At 43.9% G+C, this 23,352-nt stretch carries 15 protein-coding genes; 9 read left to right on the forward strand and 6 right to left on the reverse strand.

Features of this window, described 5'->3' with window-relative positions; all coding sequences use genetic code 11:
* Window positions 1-28 precede the first annotated feature (28 nt).
* The 3 genes from WJR50_RS12175 (at window position 29) to WJR50_RS12185 (ending at window position 7,496) form a co-directional block, all read left to right on the forward strand.
* Entirely contained in the window at window positions 29-2,326 is a 2,298-nt protein-coding gene (locus tag WJR50_RS12175; protein WP_341293554.1) for a CRTAC1 family protein, read from the forward strand.
* A gap of 486 nt (window positions 2,327-2,812) precedes the next feature.
* Complete coding sequence (locus tag WJR50_RS12180) at window positions 2,813-5,896, forward strand: SusC/RagA family TonB-linked outer membrane protein (RefSeq protein WP_341293555.1); 3,084 nt, start codon at window positions 2,813-2,815, stop codon at window positions 5,894-5,896.
* A gap of 31 nt (window positions 5,897-5,927) precedes the next feature.
* Window positions 5,928-7,496: a RagB/SusD family nutrient uptake outer membrane protein gene (locus WJR50_RS12185; protein ID WP_341293556.1), complete on the forward strand. Its 1,569-nt coding sequence runs from the start codon at window positions 5,928-5,930 to the stop codon at window positions 7,494-7,496.
* Between the two features lie 63 nt (window positions 7,497-7,559).
* Here the strand turns inward: WJR50_RS12185 and WJR50_RS12190 are convergent, their stop codons facing one another.
* Both WJR50_RS12190 and WJR50_RS12195 read right to left on the reverse strand, forming a co-directional pair.
* Window positions 7,560-9,890: a CRTAC1 family protein gene (locus WJR50_RS12190; RefSeq protein WP_341293557.1), complete on the reverse strand. Its 2,331-nt coding sequence runs from the start codon at window positions 9,888-9,890 to the stop codon at window positions 7,560-7,562.
* Between the two features lie 4 nt (window positions 9,891-9,894).
* Window positions 9,895-13,488: a VCBS repeat-containing protein gene (locus WJR50_RS12195; RefSeq protein ID WP_341293558.1), complete on the reverse strand. Its 3,594-nt coding sequence runs from the start codon at window positions 13,486-13,488 to the stop codon at window positions 9,895-9,897.
* A gap of 385 nt (window positions 13,489-13,873) precedes the next feature.
* On the opposite strand from WJR50_RS12195, the gene WJR50_RS12200 reads away from it, so the two are divergent.
* The 3 genes from WJR50_RS12200 (at window position 13,874) to WJR50_RS12210 (ending at window position 16,169) form a co-directional block, all read left to right on the forward strand.
* Complete coding sequence (locus WJR50_RS12200; RefSeq protein WP_341293559.1) at window positions 13,874-14,206, forward strand: four-helix bundle copper-binding protein; 333 nt, start codon at window positions 13,874-13,876, stop codon at window positions 14,204-14,206.
* Window positions 14,207-14,288: 82 nt separating this feature from the next.
* Entirely contained in the window at window positions 14,289-15,905 is a 1,617-nt protein-coding gene (locus WJR50_RS12205) for a vitamin K epoxide reductase family protein (RefSeq protein ID WP_341293560.1), read from the forward strand.
* A 3-nt stretch (window positions 15,906-15,908) separates the two neighbouring features.
* Window positions 15,909-16,169, forward strand: coding sequence for a hypothetical protein (locus tag WJR50_RS12210; protein ID WP_341293561.1), 261 nt, complete (start codon window positions 15,909-15,911; stop codon window positions 16,167-16,169).
* 213 nt (window positions 16,170-16,382) lie between these two features.
* Here WJR50_RS12210 and WJR50_RS12215 read toward each other — a convergent pair whose 3' ends face one another.
* Window positions 16,383-16,787: an Hpt domain-containing protein gene (locus tag WJR50_RS12215; RefSeq protein ID WP_341293562.1), complete on the reverse strand. Its 405-nt coding sequence runs from the start codon at window positions 16,785-16,787 to the stop codon at window positions 16,383-16,385.
* A gap of 153 nt (window positions 16,788-16,940) precedes the next feature.
* Window positions 16,941-17,267, reverse strand: a complete 327-nt coding sequence (locus WJR50_RS12220; RefSeq protein ID WP_341293563.1) for a HesB/IscA family protein — start codon at window positions 17,265-17,267, stop codon at window positions 16,941-16,943.
* Window positions 17,268-17,524: 257 nt separating this feature from the next.
* On the opposite strand from WJR50_RS12220, the gene mce reads away from it, so the two are divergent.
* Together mce and thiL are read left to right on the forward strand one after the other, a co-directional pair.
* Window positions 17,525-17,938 carry a methylmalonyl-CoA epimerase gene (gene mce / locus WJR50_RS12225; protein ID WP_341293564.1) on the forward strand — a complete coding sequence of 138 codons (414 nt, stop codon included), beginning with the start codon at window positions 17,525-17,527 and terminating at the stop codon, window positions 17,936-17,938.
* A 78-nt stretch (window positions 17,939-18,016) separates the two neighbouring features.
* Window positions 18,017-19,072 (forward strand): thiamine-phosphate kinase, encoded by a 1,056-nt coding sequence (thiL, locus tag WJR50_RS12230; protein WP_341293565.1) that lies wholly within the window; start codon window positions 18,017-18,019, stop codon window positions 19,070-19,072.
* Here thiL and WJR50_RS12235 read toward each other — a convergent pair.
* A complete protein-coding gene (locus WJR50_RS12235) occupies window positions 19,050-19,901 on the reverse strand; it encodes a hypothetical protein (protein WP_341293566.1) in 852 nt (283 codons plus the stop codon). The two genes, thiL and WJR50_RS12235, sit on opposite strands and share 23 nt — an antisense overlap.
* 125 nt (window positions 19,902-20,026) lie before the next feature.
* The gene (locus WJR50_RS12240; RefSeq protein ID WP_341293567.1) at window positions 20,027-20,389 is read right to left on the reverse strand and encodes a hypothetical protein; all 363 of its coding nucleotides are present in this window, start codon (window positions 20,387-20,389) and stop codon (window positions 20,027-20,029) included.
* A gap of 336 nt (window positions 20,390-20,725) precedes the next feature.
* On the opposite strand from WJR50_RS12240, the gene WJR50_RS12245 reads away from it, so the two are divergent.
* A complete protein-coding gene (locus tag WJR50_RS12245; RefSeq protein WP_341293568.1) occupies window positions 20,726-23,347 on the forward strand; it encodes a PVC-type heme-binding CxxCH protein in 2,622 nt (873 codons plus the stop codon).
* Window positions 23,348-23,352 lie beyond the last annotated feature (5 nt).

The following is a 23,352-nucleotide window of genomic DNA, read 5'->3' on the forward strand; positions in this document are numbered from 1 at the left end:
TTATTAGTTTAGCAGTATGTCATCAACCATGAAGTTTCCTACTTTCACCTTAGCGTTTGTACTTCTTCTTTTTGCCTGTCACTCACCATCTTCCAGGATGGAGGAGATAGTAGAGCGCAGCGCGCAGGAGTCTTTTTTTGTTCCTGAAAATGTGTATGCCAGTAGCGTGAGGATTAGCTATTTTGACAGCTTACTAAAGGTAGCTTCTGAGTATGAACAAATGGCGCTGAAGTTTCAAAAGGCAGAAGCTCAGCTTTATGGCGGGCAGACAGAGGAAGCTATTCAAACTCTGGAAGAACTCTGGCACATCCATAATACTCAGCTATTGATCCCCGGCCTGTCTGATTATGATGAAGATCGCATTGATGACCTTCTTGCATTGGCTTATCTGCGTCTTGGTGAACAGCAGAATTGTATTATCAATCACACCGCTGCCTCGTGCATTTTGCCAATACAGGAGGCTGGGTTTCATCAGCTGCCTAAAGGTTCTACTCAGGCCATAACTTATCTTGAAGAAATTTTGCAGGAGAACCCCAGAGATCTACATAGTCGTTGGCTGCTCAATGTTGCATACATGACCTTGGGAAAATACCCCCAAGAAGTACCGGAAGAGTGGCTCATACCTCAGGAAGCATTTGCTTCAGATTATCCTCTAAAAGAGTTTCAAGATGTAGCTCCCCAATTGGGTCTGGATGTAAATGGCCTTTCCGGTGGTTGTGTGGTAGATGACTTCAATAATGATAATTACCTGGATGTAATGGTGTCTAGTTGGTTTGCTGATGATCCATTGCAACTGTTTTTGAATCAGGGCGATGGAAGTTTTGAAGAAGTGAGTTTAGTTTCTGGACTAGATGCTGTTAAAGGAGGGCTGAATATAGTGCAGGCTGATTATAATAATGACGGCTGGCTGGATGTATTGGTACTTCGTGGTGCATGGCTTGGTCCTTTGGGTAAGCACCCTAATTCGCTTTTACGCAACAATGGCATAGGACCTGATGGAAAGCTGAGTTTTACCGATGTAACCATTGAAGCGGGCCTGCTTTCTTTTCATCCTACCCAAACCGCTAGCTGGAATGACTACAATCAGGATGGCTGGCTGGATTTGTTTATTGGCAATGAAAGTAGTAGTCAGGAGGATATACATCCCAGTGAATTATATCTGTCTCAGCAAGATGGCACATTTATAGAAGTAGCTGGAAAAGCCGGAGTTGAGGTGAGCACAGATTCAGCATGGTATTATGTCAAAGGAGTGACCTCGGCCGACTATAATAATGACGGTAAATCCGATCTCTTTGTCTCTGCTCTGGATGATCGGAAGTCAAATCTGCTTTTCCAAAACATGGGTACCAATGAAGAAGGCATACCTATTTTTGAAGAAGTAAGCCAGCAGGCAGGGCTAGGAGAAAAAATATCCAGTTTTCCTACCTGGTTTTTTGACTATGACAATGATGGCTGGCTGGATTTGTTTGTGGCAGGCTATTATCGTGAAACGCAGGCAATCAGTTCCATCACCCATGATATCACCGCCGAATATCTGGGTATGCCTCATACTGCAGAGACTGCCCGGCTTTACAAAAACAATCAGCTTGGTCCGGACGGAAAAGTTACTTTTACCAATGTTAGCAAAGAAGTGGGGCTGGATAAGATCAGCTATGCTATGGGAGCCAACTATGGCGACCTGGATAATGATGGTTATCTGGATTTCTATCTCAGCACCGGAGAAGTCAATTTTGCTTCCATCATTCCTAATCGTATGTTTCGTAATGCGGAAGGCAAGTACTTCCAGGATGTCACTTCTGCCGGTGGTTTTGGACATTTGCAGAAAGGCCATGCGGTCTCATTTGCCGACTGGGATAATGATGGTGACCAGGATATTTACACCGTGATGGGAGGCGCTTATGAGGGAGATAACTTTCAAAATATCCTTTTCCAGAACCCTTATCAGGATGGTCCCCACCGGGACTCTCCCCTCCGGGATGTGAATCATTGGATCACCATAAAGCTGGTGGGGAAAGAAACCAATCACTCAGCTATAGGGAGTAAAGTAATTCTAACTATTACTGATGACGGAAAGCAAAGGCAAATTGTCAGAGAAATTAACTCAGGAGGGAGTTTTGGGTGTTCCCCCTTGCAGGCACAAATAGGTTTAGGTAAAGCCGAGCAGATAGATACTTTAAGCATTGAATGGGGAAGAGGCAAAAAGCAAACTTTCTATAACCTCACCGTTGACCAATTGATCCGAATTGAAGAAGGAAAAGAGACTTATAATGTACTAGCCGTTCCCACAGTAGAATTGAACCGAAATACTGTAAATCACATTCATTAAATGGCAAAATTAACAGTTTGTAAAAAGTCAAAAAAATAAGCTGTTGGCTTTTTTAAAGGATTGATAGTACTTATGTGACTGCCCTTGCCATTGAAATTTATACTTAAGATAATCACTTAGGAAAATTATGTGCAAATATTATCCAATGCTAATACATTTTTTGCTGGCATAAGCTCCCTTATCAATAAATAATTCTATTCTTTGAATTCTCTTCATGAAATTGTTTAGCAGAATATTTTTTGTATAATGAAAGAGTAGTTTTTTTAAACAGATGAAAATTCTGGTTATTGCTATGATAAATGCGTATATATTTCAATAATATCTGTATATTAATTATAATATTATCAAAATCGTAATATTATCAATTGTTGAAATTTTTTTCTAAATGATGGGGAGGGTGGTTTTGCATTTCTGAGGTTGCCGCTGATAGTTGATGTAAGTGAAAAAATACAATCAGTCATATATGTTTCACCTTAACCTAAGCAAATGAGTATCTATACTTACTTTTCCAGGGGGCTACTTGTCGCTTTATCAGTCACTTTATCAGTTAGTCTGGCCATTGCCCAAGAAAAAACAATATCAGGAACGGTTACTTCCTCAGAAGAAGGGCCTTTACCAGGGGTTAATGTTTTGGTAAAGGGAACCACCATTGGCACCGTTACTGACATTGATGGAAACTACAGAATTTCAGTGCCTGGAGAAGAAAGCGTATTAGTTTTTTCCTCTATCGGCTATACTCCAGAAGAAGTGGAGATCGGTAACCGCTCAACGATTGATCTACAAATGGTACCCGATATACAGTCATTGTCTGAAGTTGTAGTGGTAGGATATGGTACCCAGGAGAGGCGGGACCTTACCGGAGCTGTATCTTCAGTGGACGCTACCGCTTATAAAGACATGGCAATTACTTCGGTAGAGCAGGGTTTGCAAGGCAGGGTTGCCGGAGTCAACGTAGTACAGCAATCCGGAAAACCCGGAGCTGGAATGCAGGTACAGATCAGAGGTATAGGTTCTATAGGTAATTCTGAGCCTCTGTATGTCATAGACGGAGTGCCGGTAATCAACGACAACGGAGCTACTGGCGAAAACAATTTTAATGCCTTAAGTAGTATCAATCCCAGTGATATTGAGTCTATTGAAATACTAAAGGATGCCTCAGCGGCAGCTATTTATGGTGCAAGGGCTGCCAACGGTGTAGTACTTATCACCACCAAAAGAGGAAAAGCAGGCGAAGCCAGAGTATCAATAGATGCATACACAGGTATTCAACAGCCCTGGAGGCTGTTGGAACTTACAGATATTGATGGGTACAAGCAGATTTCCGATGCTCTCACCGACAACGCTGGCCTTCCCAGGGTAGTAGCTTTGCAGCGGGAGGAAGAACTGGTCAATAAGACTGACTGGCAGGAAGAAATGTTTCGCAATGCTCCTATCAACAATGTGAATCTGACGGTATCCGGTGGTTCGGAAAATGCTCAGTTTAGTGTATCCGGAAACTACATGAAGCAGGAGGGTATATTGCGTGAAACGGATTTTGACCGTTTCAGCCTAAGGGTCAATACAGATTTTAAAAGCGGCAGGTTTAAGTTTGGAGAATCTATGGCATTCAGCCGCACTCAGGCCAATGACTTTACTTCAAGCTTTTTCTCTATTATTCATTACCCGCCCAACCGCCCTGTTTTTGACCCTGAAAATGTAGGAGGAACTACCGGACCCAACCCCAGCCTGTATTCTGGTAACCGCATCATAGATGAGCAGGATGCCAATAACCCAGTAGGTGAAGCAGAGTTATTTGAGGATCGTTCTACCAGGTTCAGGGTGATAGGTAATATTTATGGAGAGTATGAAATCCTGGATGGACTTACGTATCGTTTGAGCCTGGGAGGTGACTTCATTTATGGAACCCGTTATCAGTATACGCCTCCCTATAAGTTTGGAGATCGTCGTAACCAACCTTTTGCTACCTTAAATGAAAGAAATGCTTATTCAATCTCTCCCCTCATTGAGAATACACTTAATTATAACAAGACCTTTGGTCAGCATGATTTAGGGCTATTGATTGGATATACGCGTCAGTCATATACAGAACGTTCAGCCAGTGCTGGCGGACGTAATACTGTTAACTCTGTAGTAAGAGTACTGGATGGCGTAAATGAAGTGCCTAATGTTAGCGGCGGCTTAAATGAATTTGCCCTTGTATCCTACCTGGGAAGGTTGACCTACAGTTATAATGACCGTTACTTATTGACTGCAAATATTCGTCGTGATGGATCTTCCCGTTTCTCACCGGGAAATAAGTTTGGAGTCTTCCCTTCCGCATCGGTTGGCTGGCGTGTCAGCGAAGAAGGTTTTATGAGTGGTGTCTCCTTCATTAGCGACCTAAAGCTTAGGGCTAGCTGGGGAGAAACTGGTTTTCAGGAAATTGGTAACTATTCTTTCCAGCCTACACTGGATAATACGATCAATTACTTATTTAATGGAGCAGTTAGCACAGGAGTGGCACAAAGAAATCTTGCTTCAGACGATCTGAGGTGGGAGACTTCTACCCAGACAGATATAGGCATAGATATTGGTTTATTTAACAATCAGGTATTGATCAATGCTGACTACTACATCAAAGAAACTGAAGATATCCTTGTCCCTATTCCCCCTACTCCCAGCACAGGGGTAAATAACTCACCAACACTGAATGCAGGTTCGGTAAGAAATGAGGGCTTTGAGTTTGCTGCCACATATCGCAAATCCAGCGGTGACTTTCAGTACAGTATCAGTGGAAACTTCGCTACGCTCAAAAATGAAGTGCTGGATTTGGGTGGAGGGCAGCCTATCATCAGCGGTAATGTAAATGTAACCCGGGTAACCCGAATTATTGAAGGTCAGCCGATCGGTCATTTCTTTGGATACGTAATGGATGGTATCTTCCAGAATCAGTCTGAGGTTGATGCTCATGCGGATCAGCCCAACGCTCGCCCTGGTGATATTCGCTTCAGGGACCTGAATAATGATGGAGAAATCAATGTAGACGATAAAACCTATATTGGCGATCCCATTCCTGACCTGACCTACGGACTGACTTTAGATGCGTCCTATAAAGGTTTTGATTTCAATACTTTCTTTCAGGGCGTTGAAGGGATAGAGTTGTACTACGGTTACCGTTACTTTGCTTCAGGCATGCTACGTCCGTTCAACTTTGAGCGACGTACGCTTGGCTACTGGGATGGAGAAGGTACAAGTAATACCATTCCTCGTGCTGTAGGAGGTGACCCTGCCAATAACACGCGCGAGTCTAGCCGCTTTATTGGCGATGGCTCATTCTTACGTTTGCGTAACATTACTTTGGGTTATACAGTGCCAGCGGTAGCCCTGGAAAATGCCGGAGGATTTATTTCTAATGCCCGCGTCTATCTCACCGCTCAAAATCTATTTACCATCACAGATTATGAAGGCTACGATCCGGAAATAGGTTCGCAAAATAATGATCCCGATCAGGCAAGCAGAGGCAGGGGAATTGACAATGGACAGTTTCCTCAGGCCCGTACTTTTATGTTGGGTGTTCAGGTAACTTTCTAACGAAAACACGAGCTTAAAAAGAATCAGAATTATGAAAAAATACAGTACATCCTTAAAGTTTTTGCTGGTCTTCATACTCGCCAATCTGATGATTGTAATTTCCTGTAAGCGGGATGAAGAACTACTAGAAATAGATAATCCTAACAGGCCTACTCCGGATACCTTTTATCAGACTGAGCAGGATGCTCTTTTAGGGCTTACCTCCGTATACGCTACCTGGCAGGCTACCAACCTGGCACAACGTTTCTACTTCTTTGGTAATGATATGCCTTCGGATGAAAGCATTGGTACAAATAATCTTCAGGCTACGTTGGCGCAAATGCTGAACTATACCTGGGATGCCAATAACGAAGTGATTACAGGTATGTGGGATGCATACTATACGGGAGTAGGCCGTGCCAACCGTATCGTACAGCAGGTGCCGGAGATAGAAATGAATGAAACTCTGCGCAACAGAATTGTGGCGGAGGCTCGTTTCTTAAGAGCTACCTTCTATTTTGATTTGGTCAACAAGTGGGGTGATGTCCCTCTGATTACGGAGCCACCCACTGCTTCAATAGAAGAACCACGTTCTCCTGCTGCTGATGTGTATAATTTTGTGATTGAAGACCTGCAGTACGCCAAGGCAAACCTTCCGACTAAAGATGAATATGGCTCCGGCGATCTGGGAAGAGCTACCCGAGGTGCCGCCACCGGATACTTGGGCAAAGTTTATCTATATCTGGAGCGTTGGGCTGATGCAGAGCGTGAGTTTATGGAAATCATAGATGGACAGCACGGAACGTATGGTTTGGTTGCAAATTTCAGATGGAACGGCATAGGAGAAGAACAGGAGCCTGCGGCGGAGAATAGCATTGAGTCTCTGTTTGAAATACAGTTTCAGGACGGACTAGGAGCGCAGTGGGGTACTGACAATGCAGGCGGAGGAGAAAGTACTTTCCGTGGTGTTGAATATGCTTTTGCCAGCTTCAACAATGTACGTCCCAAACAGTCTTTTGCCGACCGTTTTGAACTGGGAGATCCTCGTTATGAGCAAACTTTCTATGATGATAGCGTACGCTGGTATCAGGGCGTATTTACCAGAGATGCTTTTGGTGATCTGATTGCCTGGCGTAAGTACCACAATTATGATATTCGTGACGACAGTAACCAAAGTTCTGGTATTAACTTCCGCCTGATGCGTTATGCCGATGTGCTGCTGATGGCAGCGGAAGCAAAACTTAATAACGGAAAGCCTCTGAGTGAAGTGCTGGCTTTGGTCAATCAGGTAAGGGCACGTGCACTGGATCAGAAAGATAATCCGGATATCAATCTTTATATGCCACGCACTTTGGATAATGAATTGGGTTTATATCCTACCGATGATTATCCGGCGAATACCACAGATGATGTAATGACAATCATTATGCACGAGCGTGAAGTGGAGCTGGCAGGAGAACAGCACCGTTATAATGATCTTCGTCGTTGGGGATTGGATGATGACGCTGCCATTGCCAGCGGAAAACCCTATGCTGATCGGCATAAGCTGTGGCCGATTCCTCAGCAGGAACTGGAGACTAATCCTAATATCAATCAGGCAGACCAGAATCCCGGCTATTAAAAAGATGTTTTATTAGATGTTGGTTAAATGATGAAAAAGCGTCTTCATAAGGGGACGCTTTTTTTATGGTTGAGATGGATGTGTGTGTGCATGTTCAGAAGGAGCGAAATGAAGCTGTTTAAGCTCAACAGATTTGATATTCGCATCATCTTCAGTAAGGCTATAAAAATGATCGGCTTGTAGATTGGTAAATTCCTGTATCTGCCCGTTGGGCCAAAGTACTGAAAGTTTTTTTACTATTACTGCATTGTCCAGCCCCACCTCAACCCTCAGGGTAGAAGCGCCAAAGCTGCCTCCCGAATTTACTTCCCGATGTATTTTCCTGTCCATTCCATTATCATCTACGGTAAATGTGAGCCTTGTACCAATGGCTGAGCGGTTCGCTTCTTTTCCAATCAATTGTAAGCTAATCCAGTGATTGTCATCCTGATAAGGACCGTCCCGGTAGGGATTTTCAAAAAAAGCATTTTGGAAAACATCCCCCTGATAAGCTCCCCCCATAGACATCAGTATATCCTGATCTCCGTCATTATCTATATCAGAAAAAGAGACGGCATGCCCTTTTTGCAAATGGCCAACACCAGCAGCGGTGGTTACATCCTGGAAATGCTTCCCTTCCGCATTGCGAAACATACGGTTAGGAATAATTGAGCTAAGGGTAGGATCACCGGTGCCTAGATACATATCCAGCCAGCCATCATTATCCAGGTCTCCGAAGTTGGCACCCATGGCATAGAGAATTTTGTCAAGCTTGCTTTCTTTAGATACATTCGTGAAAGTGACTTTCCCGTCCGGACCTTCCTGATTGTTTTGATAAAGGATACCAGTGGCAGCATCAAAGGGTTGACCTAAATACTCCGCGGCAATATCGCTGGCGATACTTCCCTGATTACCTTTCCAGTAGTTGGCAACAAAAATGTCCAGCCATCCATCATTATTGTAGTCCCAGAACCAGGTGGTAAAAGTAGAGTTCACACCGCCTAAACCAGCTTCTTCGGTAACATCAGTGAAACTAAGTTTACCTTCCTCATTGAGCCCATTATTTTTGAATAGAAAATTGGATGATAGATTGTTTCCTCCGCCGGTAGACACAAAAATATCAGGCCATCCGTCATTATTATAATCGCCAGATGTTACTCCCTTAACATGGATTGGATCAATGTTGAAAGCTACTTTGCTTACTGCCACGCCTGCCTGCTCAGCTATGTCAACAAATTCAGGGCTTTTGCCTCCCTGATTTATAAATAGCTCGCAGGGATGAAAGGAGTCTGCACCGGCAGTTTCGTTTCCTATAAAAAGATCTAACCAACCATCCCGGTTAAAGTCATTCCAGGTAGCGGTTTGGGTAGGGTGAAAAGAAAGCAGTCCCGACATTTGGGTGACATCGGTAAAAGTGGGATGTCCATCCGGGCCATCACCATTGTTTTTAAGCAGAGAATTGGGATGCTCACCAAATTCGCGAAGCCAGGCGCCTCTCAGGACAAATACATCCAGCCAGCCGTCATTGTTATAGTCAGCCTGTATGAGGTTGAGTCCACCGAACAGGCCAGAAAGATTAGCTTCTTTGGTTTTTTCAGTGAAGCTTCCGTCTGCATTGTTTACAAAAAAACGAAGCTGGTCTTCCTGTCCCCATTCCGAAATCAGAATATCTAAGTAACCATCATTGGTAAAGTCATCCACAACCAGCCCTCCTGATAGGCCTCGGAAGTCAAAGCCAATGGAGGAAGCAATGTCTTCAAAACGCTTTACCGGGTACTCAGACTGAAAACTGCTATCAGGAATCAGCCAGGGCTCAGCTACTTGCTGAGGATATTGACCCAGTGTCATATAAGCAACATTTAATAGCCAGCGGGCTGTCAGGTCATCGGGATCATGCTCCAGAAGGTGGATATAGCGTTCAATAGCACTTTGTGATCCTTGAGGAAGCTGATGAAAACCTGCTTTTTGTATGGGAAAGAGACAGGAAGCCGCAGTATGGTTAATGATACAGTTCTCCTGCTCCCCCAGGCGCAGATAGGCCAAAGCCTCGTAAGCTTCCAGAGATGCCTGTTCTGTCAGCGGCAGCTTTCCTTCAAGTTGTCCCTGCTTCTTCAGAAGGATAAGTTTTTCCAGTTGCAAAGCTGCTTCTTCAGATTTACCATAGCGCAGTAAGTCCAAAGCCCTTTGATACTGATAGGGATAATGATCAGGCTGTAGCTTCAACAAGCTATCAAAGAACTGGATGCGTGTTTGATTGGCAAAAATATTTTCTGGATGATACGTTCTGCTGGGGACCTCTTTAAGGAGTTGTAACATATACGCATGACTCACTTCTTCTGCATCAGGCTGACAAGCGGTAAACAGCAGCCAAAATGATACTAGAAAGTGAATATGACTTGCCAGCCACTTTTTCATAATATCAAGGCATATGTTGCTGGCTCAGTTCGGCTGTCTGTGGCCTTATCACCCGGCTTTCGCCCTGAAAGTTGTACAGCGTAACTTTATCCAGTTGGCGAGTATCAATACAAAAGTTACGGGTAGATTGTGATAAGTAACCTTCTCCGTAGTGAAACTCCTGACGATAGCTGCTGCCATCTTTGAGCTCCACTTTTGCGTAGAAATCATTTTTTTCCAGAGGAATAACCATCATTTCAGTCATAGAATTAGCTGGGGTATAGGCTTTCAGACTATCAGCATTGGAGGAGATGAGGTAGCTGATTTTTTGATTCTTGCCCAGTATAGAAACCAAAGCTTTGGCATCACTGTCTACAAAGAATCCACTTTCCTGCATTCTCATAGGAGTAAAGCCCCCTTTGCCATTACCTAAAAGGACGTTGCCAATTCCGGCATCATAGTATCCGGTCTGAGTGTCGCTGGCGTAGGAGTTACCTACGGTGAGCAAGTCAAGGTGTCCGTCACCATTTACATCATCGGCCAGCATACCGTAGATAGGAGAAAACTGTGCTTCAAGAGGTAATTCCCAGATATTAAACTTTCCATTTCCCAGGTTCTCCAGATAACTGCTCTCCATTTTTCTGCTTTTTAATATATAAGCTCCTTCCAGTTCCTGCTCAGTAAATACATCAGAAAAGCGGGCCTGCCCGTAAATTTCAAAGCGAGGAAACTTTCGGCGCAGACTTATGATCTGTCCTAACAGGGCATCCCGGGAAGGAACGGGATATTCTTCTCCCATAATGTAGTGGGCCATGATCGGATCAATGGTATTGTTTTCATCAAAATCCTTGACAAAAATACTTACCGGCTCCTGCTCAGATGCTTTGAATTTGCTGTTCAAACCCAGGTTTCCGACTACATAATCCATATCGCCATCATGGTCAAAATCTCCTGCCAGCAGACTATTCCACCAGCCAGAAGTATTAGGAAGGGCGGTTTCGGCAGTTGCATCTTTAAAACTTCCCCCTTCATTATGCAAAAAAGTGATGGACATCCATTCTCCGGTTAGCATCAGGTCTGCTTTTCCATCATTATCATAGTCTGTCCAGAGGGCGGAAGTCACCAGGCCAATATTTTCCAAAGCAGGAGCTACTTCTGCCGTAACATCAGTAAACTTGCCACCATCATTACGAAGCAGGTAGGAGCGGGGTGGGAGAGGATACTGCTGAGGACGTAATCGGCCGCCAACAAAAAGGTCAAGGTCACCATCCTGATCGTAGTCGGCTGCCACTACGCATGAGCCGCTACTCTGCATGGTTGGTAAAGCCTGTTCGGCACGACTGAAGTTCCCTTTGCTATCATTCAGGTAAAGCCTATCCTGATAGGCCTCATGCTTTTCATGGTACTCATTGCCTCCGCTAACTATGTACAAATCCTGGTCACCATCCTGATCGGCGTCAAAAAATAGTGCGCCCATATCCTCGCTGTTGATAGCATCTTCCAAAGCTTTTTCTTCAAAAGAGCCATCCGTAAGCTGGGTAAAAAATGTACCGGCAAAATCTTTGGCACCTCCTACATAAAAATCATCCAGACCATCTCCGTTGATATCTCCGGTGGCTATAGCCGGGCCATCCTGTGAATACATACGGGGAAGCAGGCTCTGGTACCTGAAGTCTATAAACTCATTTTCCTCATGCTGATAGCCAAGCTCTTGCGTAAACGGAGCTTTTGTCAATAAAGGTTGAGAGTTTTCAGCTTCGGGAAGCTGCTGATCCATTGCTTCTGAGTAATCAAGCATCAAAGTCTGATCTGCTTTTACATCTTGCAGCTTCTGACTTTTGCCATCCGGCCATACAATCCACAAGGAATCAATCTGTGTATATTGCCCTAAACCAAAATGTGGATCGGTATCTATGCTGGATTTGTAACCCCGATAAATTGTATGATAATGGTACTGTTGCTGACCGTCGTACCAGAGGGTAATCTTGGCACCTAAGCCTGCCTGGTTTTGCGCTGAACCCTTCAGACTGATTTTTAAAAAATGATTGCCTTTAGTCTCAGCCTTATTCTCATAGACAAAAGCCGGATCGTTGATATTGTTCATCACCAGGTCCAGGTCACCATCATTGTCCAGGTCTACGAATACAGTGCCGTTGGAGAAGGACGGCGTAGCAATTCCCCATTCCTCAGACTGATCTTCAAAAGTCAGGTCACGTTTATTTTTAAATACGTAATTATGGATTTTAGCTTCTTTGAGATTAGAAGCCAGTTCTTTCACTCCTGCTTTTTTACTATCCTGGGTACCAAATTGTGAGGTGGAGGACTGATACATGATATAGTCCAGGTCAGTGACATCCCGTACATAACCGTTGGTAATCAGAAGGTCGCGATATCCATCATTATCATAGTCGGCGAAGAGCGAGCTCCAGCTCCAGTCGGTTTTATATATTCCTGCTAACTGTCCAATTTCGCTGAAAGACATTTCTCCCTCAGGCGTTTTACCATTATTGAGTTGCAGTGTGTTGCGCATATACTGGGGCGTATAGTTCAGATCCAGCGTAAGCGCAAACTTCTCAAAGTTAGGCTTGGGCAGCATACTCTTTTGTCTTTGGTTATCTTCCGGTAGCATATCCAGCACTACGATATCCACAAGACCATCATTGTTGTAGTCGGCGATATCGGTGCCCATACCGTTATGCGTCTGGTGCTTGAGGTAATCGGGTGCTTTGTCGGTGAATGTGATCAGAGAATCCTGCTGGCCGTTATTCATCCACATCAGGTCGTTGGTGATAAAGTCATTGGCCGCATAAACATCCGGCCAGCCATCATCATTGATGTCGTTGACTGTAATGCCCAGTCCATAGCCTTCTTTCAGAATCCCAGCTTCTTCAGTGACATCCGCAAAAACGGGATGACCATCTACTCCTACGCCTTCATTGCGGTATAATTTGTCATTACTGATACCTTCTCCTTTGACTTTTTTAGGGCGGGTGTTATTATGATTAAAAGACTCCATTCCATTGGTGAGTAGGTACATGTCCAGGTCACCATCTTTGTCATAATCAAAAAAAGCAGCCTGAGTGGAGTAGCCATCGTCATCCAGACCATAGGCAGCAGCCATTTCAGTGAAAGTTGGTACAGCATCACCATTATTTACAAAAAGAAGATTACGGCTGGCTTCACGGTTAAACTTATTGGCTACACTGACATAGATATCCAGGTGTCCATCCTGATTGATGTCTACCATGGCTACCCCGGTACACCAGCGGTTGATGTCAATACCTGCCTGTTTACTAATATCTTCAAAGCGGAAGGATTCCTGTTTTCCTTTATTTAAGTAGAGTCTGTTCTCTACCATATTACCGGCAAAAAAGAGGTCTTTCAGTCCGTCATTATTCACATCTCCCACACCCAGTCCACCGCCATTATAGATATAGGGATAATCAATAACGTTCAGCGTATCGTTTTCTTCTATCTGGTTTACAAAGGTAATTCCACTTTCTTCCGGAGAAACTGCTTCAAACAATGGGGGCTGATATGAACCACTGTTGCAGGAAGCCAAAAGTATAAACGACAATACTATTCCTGCGAAAACTCTCCAAAATGAATACATACGCATGTTATGTTGTTTGCAATTTCAATATAGCAGTTCTATCCAATTTAATATTTTTTTAACTAGTTCCATAAGGCTAGCGGAAGCATGTAAGAAATACCTAAATCCCCTGTTAACTGCTTTTAGCTACCAATGTAGCTTCCTTGTCCTTAGAGAGCAATACTATTATTTTCAAAATAGATATGGTAGAAATATATCAAAAAAAATAGTTGTTTTTGCCTCTATTGAAGTTTATAGCATGCTATTCTTTATTATCTAAAACAAAATGTCATATAATATTATTTGCACTTTGTAGGTAGACCATTAATTTATGTACATCAAAATGTTGGTTAAACCTATGTCATTAGTAAGAAATAAATTTTTTAATCTTCTAACCTTAACATTTTTTATCATGAGAGAACATAAGGAATTTATCCAAAAGTTAGCAGATTGTGCTGCTGCCTGTCAGTATTGTGCCGACCAGTGCCTTAATAGTGATAACATTGCCAAGATGGTAGATTGCATCCGTACCGATCATGACTGTGCTGACTCCTGTTTACAGGCTATTAATTTTGTGTCCCGAAAAAGTCATCATGCTAAGGAAGCGGTGGAGTTTTGCCGGACCCTTTGTAAAGAATGTGGGGATGATTGTGCAAAGCATGAGATGGATCACTGCCAGGCCTGTGCCAAAGCTTGCCGTGCCTGCGAAGAGGCCTGCGAAAGCTATTTGAGTGTAGCTGCATAAATCATGAAGCATGGATACTCCCTCCATGCTTTTCTACTTTATCCCACACTTTTTTTATGTCATTTTTTAACCTTTAACAATTATGAAAGACAAAGATACAGATAAGGATAAAGGAAAGAAGGGTAAAAAGAAAAAGCACAAGCAAGGAGGGATGGCTATGCGAGGTGTAAGCCGTCCGATGGCAGAAAAGCAAATCCAACAGCATCACCAGAAGAAAGGGGAGCCAAAAGAAAAAGGTCAGCAACATAAAAGTGATGAGCATCAGCAACACAAACGAGGCGGACATCAGATGATGGATCATGACCAGCGCATGCAAATGCTGCACATGCACCATATGCAAACGCTTTGGGTGTACTGGATGCTGGTCATGTTAGGTTTTTGGATGGTGTTGTCACCTCTCACGTTCAGTTATGCCCAATCCACGGCTGAGCCTAGCGGTGGGCGCGAAGTCTGGCTTACACTATCGCAAAGAATCAGCTTCATGAAATGGAGTGATATCATTAGTGGCTTGTTACTGATCTTTTTTGGCTGGCGCTCCCTTACGCCCAATCGTCCGGTAAGCATGTGGATATGCTGTTTTGTGGGAGTTTGGCTAAGCATTGCACCACTTATCTTCTGGGCACCCAATGCTGCTGCTTACATTAATGATACCTTGGTAGGTGCTCTGGTGATTGCGCTCACCATTCTGATTCCCGGCATGCCCAATATGATCACCTACATGAAGATGGGTGCGCAGGTGCCTCCCGGTTGGAGTTATAATCCTTCCAGCTGGCCCCAGCGCTGGATTATGATTGTTGCTGGTTTCGTAGGGTGGATGGTTTCCCGCTATTTGGGAGCATTTCAGCTGGGCTTTATAGATCAGATCTGGGATCCCTTTTTCGGAGAGGGTAGCCGTCTGGTACTTAATTCAAACATGTCTCATTCATTGCCCATCTCCGACGGTGCGATGGGAGCCCTTGCCTATACATTTGAGTTTCTGATGGGGTGGATGGGCGCACCCACCCGCTGGAGGACGATGCCCTGGATGGTAACTTTCTTTGGTATACTGGTGATTCCTTTAGGTCTGGTTCACATATTCCTTGTCATCTCTCAGCCGGTGGTAGTGGGGCATTGGTGTACATTTTGCCTGATGGCAGCTGCCGTTATGTTACCCATGATTCCCCTGGAAATAGATGAAGTAGTGGCGATGGGTCAACACATGGTACAGGCTAAGAGAAGAGGAGACTCCTTCTGGAAAGTATTCTGGAAGGGCGGAAAACCTATGGAGCAAAATACAGATGAACGTTCACCCAAGATTATGGAGCTTCCCCAGAGTCCCTGGAAAGTATTTAAAGCCTCTATCTGGGGCATGAGCTTCCCCTGGACATTGACAGTATCTACCTTATTGGGAGTGTGGCTGATGTTTGCTCCTGCAGCATTTGGTGTAGGCATAGAGGCCAGAGCAGCAGACGTTAATCACCTGGGAGGCTCACTGATTGTGGTAGTGTCTGTGATCTGCATGGGTGAAGTGGTGAGAATAGGTCGCTACCTCAATGTGTTACTGGGCTTGGTAGTCGCTTTATTACCATGGTTCTTACAGGACAGTACGCTCGCGCTTAATATTAGCGGTGCTATCACCGGACTGGCAGTAGCTGCATTAGCCATTCCACGCGGCCCTGTCAAGGAGAGCTACGGACTATGGGATAAATATGTAAAATAAAGTATGAGTGAAGAAGAAATCCGTAAGCAGGTAAGAAAAGTGATGTTTGATAGCATGGTATCGGGTTACTCCAGATCTGCAGACTCTGATTTTCATTTTACCCAACCAGCAAGGGGCAGGTATCCCTATCAGTTTTTCTGGGATACCTGCCTGCATATTTTTATCCTCACTGCTTTGGATGAACATGAAATGGCAAAGAAACCCCTGAAGAGCCTGTTTGCTTTGCAGGAAGTGGATGGGTTTGTAGGGCATATGATTGACTGAAATAATGTACTCTCCAAAAGAATTACTGATATTTTCCAGTCAAAACCAAGCCTGAAACGAAAGTTATTCGCTCCCACATGAGTGCGCTTATTCAGCCTCCTCTGGCAGCATAAGCAGCATTACACCACTGTAAATCCAGTGGTGATAGAGCGTTTTACAGCTGATGCAGCTCAATGGAGAAAAAAGCTGCTTAAAAAAAACTCGTTCTTAGCATTATCTCTCAGCGGTATAGCTGGGAAATTTTTGGTCCAACTCATACTGTAAAGCAGGAATTACTAGCCGTAGGGTTTTCAATAATTGGGCTGTGTGAGTAGGAAGTTCATCCACTTCTTGCTGTTTTTTACCATTAACCTCTATGATCTTCATCAACTCATAGGTATGGTTCAGGCCCATCGTCTGTATGGAGGGTTTGATTTTATGGGCTAACATTCCTATTGCTTGCCAATCTTCACTTTTCAAGTACTGCTCAAAAAGCGATATCGTTTCAGGAATTTCACTGATAAAAGCGCTCACCATTTCCTGCATAAAGTCTATATCTCCATCGGAGAGTGTATACAGATAAGTGAGATCAGCCTGCTCTGTTTTAAGCGTCAGTTTCTGAGGGTTTTCCTGTGACATGTGTTTACGTGGGGTAAATGATAGAAAATATGTATGCTTATTTTACAATGCGATATCAAAATGAGTAGGGGAGTAGTGTAGTACAAAAATAAAAAAGCCAAAATCATTACTGATTCTGGCTTTGAAAACTTGAGATGGTATTGCTAATATCTCTTAAACGGCAAAGCTTTCGCCACATCCACAGGTCCGGGAAGCATTAGGGTTTACAAAATGAAATCCTTTACCATTCAGACCATCGGAAAAGTCAAGTGTAGTACCCAAAAGATAAAGCAGACTCTTTTTGTCTACCAATATCTTAATCCCTTTATCTTCAAACACCTGATCATTATCCTCAACTTTGCTGTCAAAGACCAGGTCGTACATAAGACCCGAGCAACCTCCACCTTTCACTGCTACCCTGATGTTATGATTTTCGGTGTAGCCTTCCTCAGTTCTCAAAGCGTAAATTTTTGCTTTTGCTTTGTCTGTGACTTTTATCATTGTAAAGTAAATTTTATTAAGCCAATATTTAACACGAACTTTACGTCCTAACTTACTAATGTAAAGTAATATCCTATTTCTCTAAGTAACAAAAGGACCTAAAGCTATCCAAATGTGAGTCAACTTAATCCCTTTAAGGGCTGTTTCTTAATAGGATAAGGCCTTACGATAGGTTGTTTTAAACGAGCCGCTAATTTATAAACTATCAAGGTAATATATAAATTTGAACTGTGCTCTTCAAGAAAAAGTTTCATAGCATGATGCGTCTAGAACATATTGGAATCGCTGTAAAAGAAGATCAGGAATCAGCTTCGCTCTTTGCTCGCCTTTTGGGAGAGGAAGCTTACAAATCCCAGGAAGTTGAGAGCGAAAATGTAAAAACCACTTTCTTTCGCTTAAGCAATGCGAAGTTGGAACTATTAAAATCTCTGGATGTTGACTCAGCCATTGATAAGTTTATCCAGAAGAGAGGGGAAGGAATCCACCACCTGGCGTTTGAGGTTGATGATATTGAGCATGAAATCAGCCGACTGAAAGCCGCAGGGTTTACCTTCGTCAGCGAAACTCCCAAAGCAGGTGCGGATAATAAGCTGATTTGTTTTTTGCATCCAAAGTCAACCAATGGTGTACTGATAGAGTTATGTCAGGAAATACTGGATAGTGATGAATGAATAATGCATAATGATGAATTGCAGTGCTTTGTAAAGCACTAAAACACTATCAAACCATAACACTTAGAACACAAAACTATGTCAGAAGAACAGTCCAAAAGAACAGAAATAGCCCACTTAGGAGAATTTGGCCTGATTAAGCATATTCAGCAGCAGTTTAAAAATGTAAATGATTCTACCAAAGTTGGGATTGGAGATGATGCAGCAGTTATAGATACCGGTGAGAAATATATGCTGATCAGTACCGATATGCTTACCGAAGGAATCCATTTTGACCTCTCCTATACGCCTTTGGTGCATCTCGGCTATAAGGCAGTGGCTGTAAATGTATCAGATATAGCAGCTATGAATGGCATCCCTACACAAATTACAGTAAGCATTGGCTTGAGTAATCGTTTTTCTGTTGAAGCAGTGGACGCACTCTACCAGGGTATCCGTTTTGCCTGCGAAAACTTCAAAGTAGACCTGGTAGGCGGTGATACTACTGCTTCTCAGGCCGGTCTGGTGATTTCAATCACAGCAATAGGCGAAGTTGAAAAAGATAAGCTGGCTCGCCGGAATGGTGCCCGGCACAATGATATTGTATGCGTAAGTGGTGATTTGGGTGCGGCTTACATGGGATTACAGGTATTGGAACGGGAAAAAATCACGTTTAAAGAGAATCCGGAAATGCAGCCCCAGCTTCAGTCTTATGACTATATCGTCAAACGCTTGCTTCGGCCCGAAGCGCGCATGGATATTATCCACGAACTCCGAGACTTAAAGATCATTCCTACTTCCATGATTGATGTCTCTGATGGCTTGGCTTCGGAGATATTCCACCTTTGTGAGCAATCCAATGCTGGCATGAATATCTATGAGGAAAACCTTCCTATAGATGAGCTTACTTATAACACTGCCGCTGAATTTAAGATTGATCCCAATACTTGTGCGCTCAACGGAGGGGAAGATTATGAACTACTCTTTACCATCGCCCAGGATGACTTTGAAAAGATCAAAAACCACCGGGATATCCACTTTATAGGCTATGTGCATGAAACGAAGAAAGGTGTAAATCTGATTACCAGAGCACAACAGGCAGTACCTATTCAGGCACAGGGCTGGGCACATTTCAATAAAGAGAACGCCTCGTAAGCAGCTGATAAAAGCGTAAGAGATCCAAACTGATAATGACTGCCCAGATTGCACCCAGTTCCATGCTGGCCATAAAATTCTGCGTCAGGTAAATCACCAGTACAAAAATCATGACTATAAGTTGCGCACTCTGTACCCGGGGGCCGTTCAGAGGTTGTACCCTATAGTCCTCGGTAGAGTGAGGCCGCTTGTATTCCCGTATGGCCAGTAGATAAATAAGAAGTACCAATACTACCCCGGCTATCCACCAGCCTGAGAAGAGGAATTCGTTGTTAGTTAATTCTACTGGAAAAAAGATCATGGACAGGATAGCCATCAGTAGTGCAGCTACTGCATACCACAGGCTCAGTTTATTAGCCGGAGGGAAGCGGCTGTCTACCAGAAAAGCCGCGCTAAAGGCAAAGCCTACCAGATAATGTCCCTGCCAGCAGAGGTAAGCGCATAGCCCCAGGCAAAAGATAACATCCAGCCATTTTACTGTATTCCCCGTGCAATGATTACATACCCTGAGCAGCATCAGCATGGCTACCAGGACCAGCCACTCAAAACTACCAGCAAATAGAAATAACCCAAGGGAAAAAGGGGTAGCTAAAAATGCAGTCGCCTTTACATCGGGATCAATCTCTCTCCCCAGTGCCCAGGCCAGAAATACTGTAAGCATAGCCTGACCAGCCCACCATACACTCTTGCCAAATACATTATCCAGGTAACTCCATTGGTAGAAAAAGGCAGCTAATAATGTAATTATGCATAAAAGCAATATGCTGAAGTTGCTGCGGTATGATATATCCAGAGGACGGGCTAATGCCGAAAATTTAGAAATCTGCATGAAATATCAGAAAAAGCTAAAAAATAAATTTAGTTGTGGGTGATACGAATCAACTTGTTTGAATAAACAGCATAGAGGCACTTTCGTTAGATAAAGTGCAATAAAATATGCTTTTATGCTTGTATTTACTCTTCAGGGTAAGGAATAAACACAAAGTTGGTGAACTCATCGTCTACCACAAAAAGACAGCAAAACTCATCAGGATCTTTGTAAGCTTTTTTAAAGTCGTCTTCATCGGTTACCAACTTCCTTTGCAGGAACTCATCCAGATAAGTGACATTATAGTGCCAGTTGGTAGCCATTTCGCCCCTTGCGATCAGCGTCTTGCCGATCGGTAATTCCACTTTGGCAATCGGGAAGATTGGGTAGTCTGAAAAACCACGCTTACGTATTTGATACGAGGCTTCCTTCAAAGTTTCTGAAACTACTACAAAGTCCTTCGTGATTGTACCCAGATATTTTCCGTTCAGTTCCGGATCATTATTCATTGTTAAATTATTTTTTGATACAAAACTCGTTGACATTAACTTTAATAACAAGCCTGCAGGGCAAGTGATTCGTGTATTTTGTTTTATTTTAGGAGTGAGTGGAATCAAAAGATGGTAAAACTAATGGAAGTTTCTATCCTACTTTTACTTTACTCAAGCCTGTTAATGATATTCAAGTGATCTCTTAAACAGGCGTTAAAAAAGTTAAGCAAAAGTTAAATCTGTTGGCAGTGCCTCTGATTTTCTGTAAACTCGTACTGATAGTGTTAGGGGGTAATATGTATCAAATCCATTAATCATAACTCCTCAACACTATGATACCCTAAATAGATACTGATGCGAAAACCTAATCAATATATTTTTCTGAGTTTTATGATCTTGTTGTTGGTAGCCTGTTCTGACGATCAGGAGAAAGAAAAGCTTGCATTTATGCCTCAGGTATTGGATGAAAGGCTACAACTGGAACTGATAGAGACTGCACCCACCATCATGACACCCATTGGACTGGCAATTGATAGCCATGATAATATTTACGTTCTGGAGTCTCATACCCATACGCCTCCTAAAGATTATCAGGGGCCAAACTTTGACCGCATCAAAAAAGGAATAGACGAAAACCAGGATGGGAAGCCCGATACCTGGATCATTTTTGCAGATAGTATCAACGACGGCATGAACCTAAGTATAGGCCCTGAAGATATCGTTTACCTGACAGAAAAAGACCGGGTGCTTTCTTTTCAGGATACCGATCAGGATGGCGTGAGCGATGAGCGGAAGCTGATTTTACAAATGCATACCCCTAAGGATGTGTATGATCATGCGGGTATTCTGGGTTTAACTTATGCACCCGATGGTTGGCTGTATGTATCAAGGGGTAACTGTGGTAGTCTGGCCTATGAGATTGAGGGTACTGATGGTTCAGCTATTGTAGGCTATGGTGATGGTGGTAATGTCTTCCGCTGCCGTCCTGATGGCTCAGCAGTGGAAGAAATAGCTACCGGATTCTGGAATCCTTTTGACCTTAAGTTTTCCCGCCAGGGCAGATTGATGCTGGTAGACAACGATCCCGACAGTCGGGGGCCCAATCGGCTGCTGGAAATTGTGCCCGGCGGAGATTACGGCTATCAGTCCCAGTACGGAGGCAGCGGAATTCATCCTTACCTGGCCTGGAATGGCGAACTACCCGGCACCTTACCCTATGCCGCAGCCCTGGGTGAAGCTCCTTCCGGACTGATAGATGCCAGCTTCAGCAATTTTCCTTCCGACTACGAGGACAATATTTTAGCCACAATCTGGGAGGAGAATAATATCGTTAGGGTTCCGCTAAAGCAAAATATGAGTAGCGTGACCGGAGAGGCAGAAGTAATTATACAGGGGGATAGTACTTTTCATCCGGTAGCTCTGGCGGCTAACAGCAAAGGAGATATTTACATTACCGACTGGGTAGTTCGGCAGTATCCTAATCATGGGCAGGGGAGAATATGGCGGCTTACTGGCAGCAAAGAAGAACCTATGCAGCCCCAAGCTCAGACAGTTGCATTGGATGAACAGTCAGCCACAAACTTCTTTGAGCTGTATGATAAGTTTGAAAATTTTGATCAGCACCGGGAAGCCTTACAGTCAGGCGATGTTTTCCTGCAGGCTGTTGCGCGCCATTCGCTGAGTCAAAATCCTGCTTATTTTCCGGAACTCCACGATTTGATCAGGCAGGAAGATGATGCATTACGCCTCCAGGCTTTACTGACCCTGGCAAAGTCATCTGAAAAGCTGAGCGAAGATGAGTTGAAAAGCTTGTTGCAGGACGAAAACGAGCAAGTTCGGAGAATGGCCCTGATTTACATCGGCAGCCATTTGCGAAGAGATCTGCTTTCCACTATAGAGCAGGCATTGTATGATGGGCAAATCAGTGCTTCGCTTTTTGAGACTTATCTAGCTACCATTCGCCACCTGCAGCCGGAATATATAAGTAATTATACAACTAAAACAGAAGCAGAAGCCAAACAGATCAAGCGTGAACTCCCTTCGGCTTACCTGATCTCTATTGTGACGAATAAACAGCTTTCGGATGAAATCCGGGCTACCGCACTGCCTTATCTGGAAAATCCGCAAGGGCATAAAACTGCCCTTCTGAACATGCTGAAAGAAGGAAACGAGACGCTTCAATCAGCATTGCTACACGCCCTTCAGGGCACCAATGATCAACAGGTAGCAGAGGCTATGCTAAGTATTGTCATGGATCAAAACCACCAGACCAGCCTGCGTACCCAGGCACTGATTTCACTGGGGTATCAAAACAGTCTCTACTGTGAAGATGTGCAGTCCCTGCTTCAGCAGGAAGGTGAAAATATGGCTGAGACTGCATTACGATACCTCTGTCGTTGTGGAGGCAAAGAGGGGCTGAGTGCCAATGTTGAACAAATTATTGCTGATAAAAAAAGTGACAATGCCCGGCAGCTAAGCCACATATGGCAGCTGTGTAGAGGTACATTGGCTCCGGAAGACCGACCAGCCTCAGATGAAGCCTGGAGACAGGGAGTAAATGATGAAGGTGATGCTGAAAAAGGTAAGCTGGTTTTTCAACTGGCCAGTACCCAGTGCCAGCGCTGTCATAAAGTAGAGGGCTGGGGAGGAGATTTTGGCCCTGACCTTTCTCATGTAGGCAGCAGCAAGTCTCAGGAGCAGTTAATCACTGCCATACTGGAACCTTCAGCAGCTATTTCTCCCGAGTGGCAGGGCTGGTATGTAACGGATAGTAGCGGGCAAACCCATTATGGACGTCAGATAGATGTAGGGTACAACAGCGCTGAATTATTGATGCCATCCGGAGCTTTTGTTAACTATAAAGCGCCCAAAGGTTATGGTATTGCCCCCACTTCGCTCATGCCTGAGGGGCTGGAAAATACCCTGACCCAGGAAGAATTTAACCATCTGATCGCTTATCTGGTCTCACTTAAATAAAGCAA

Origin of the sequence: Catalinimonas locisalis, from assembly GCF_038039535.1 — a bacterium.
Lineage (GTDB): Bacteria > Bacteroidota > Bacteroidia > Cytophagales > Cyclobacteriaceae > Catalinimonas.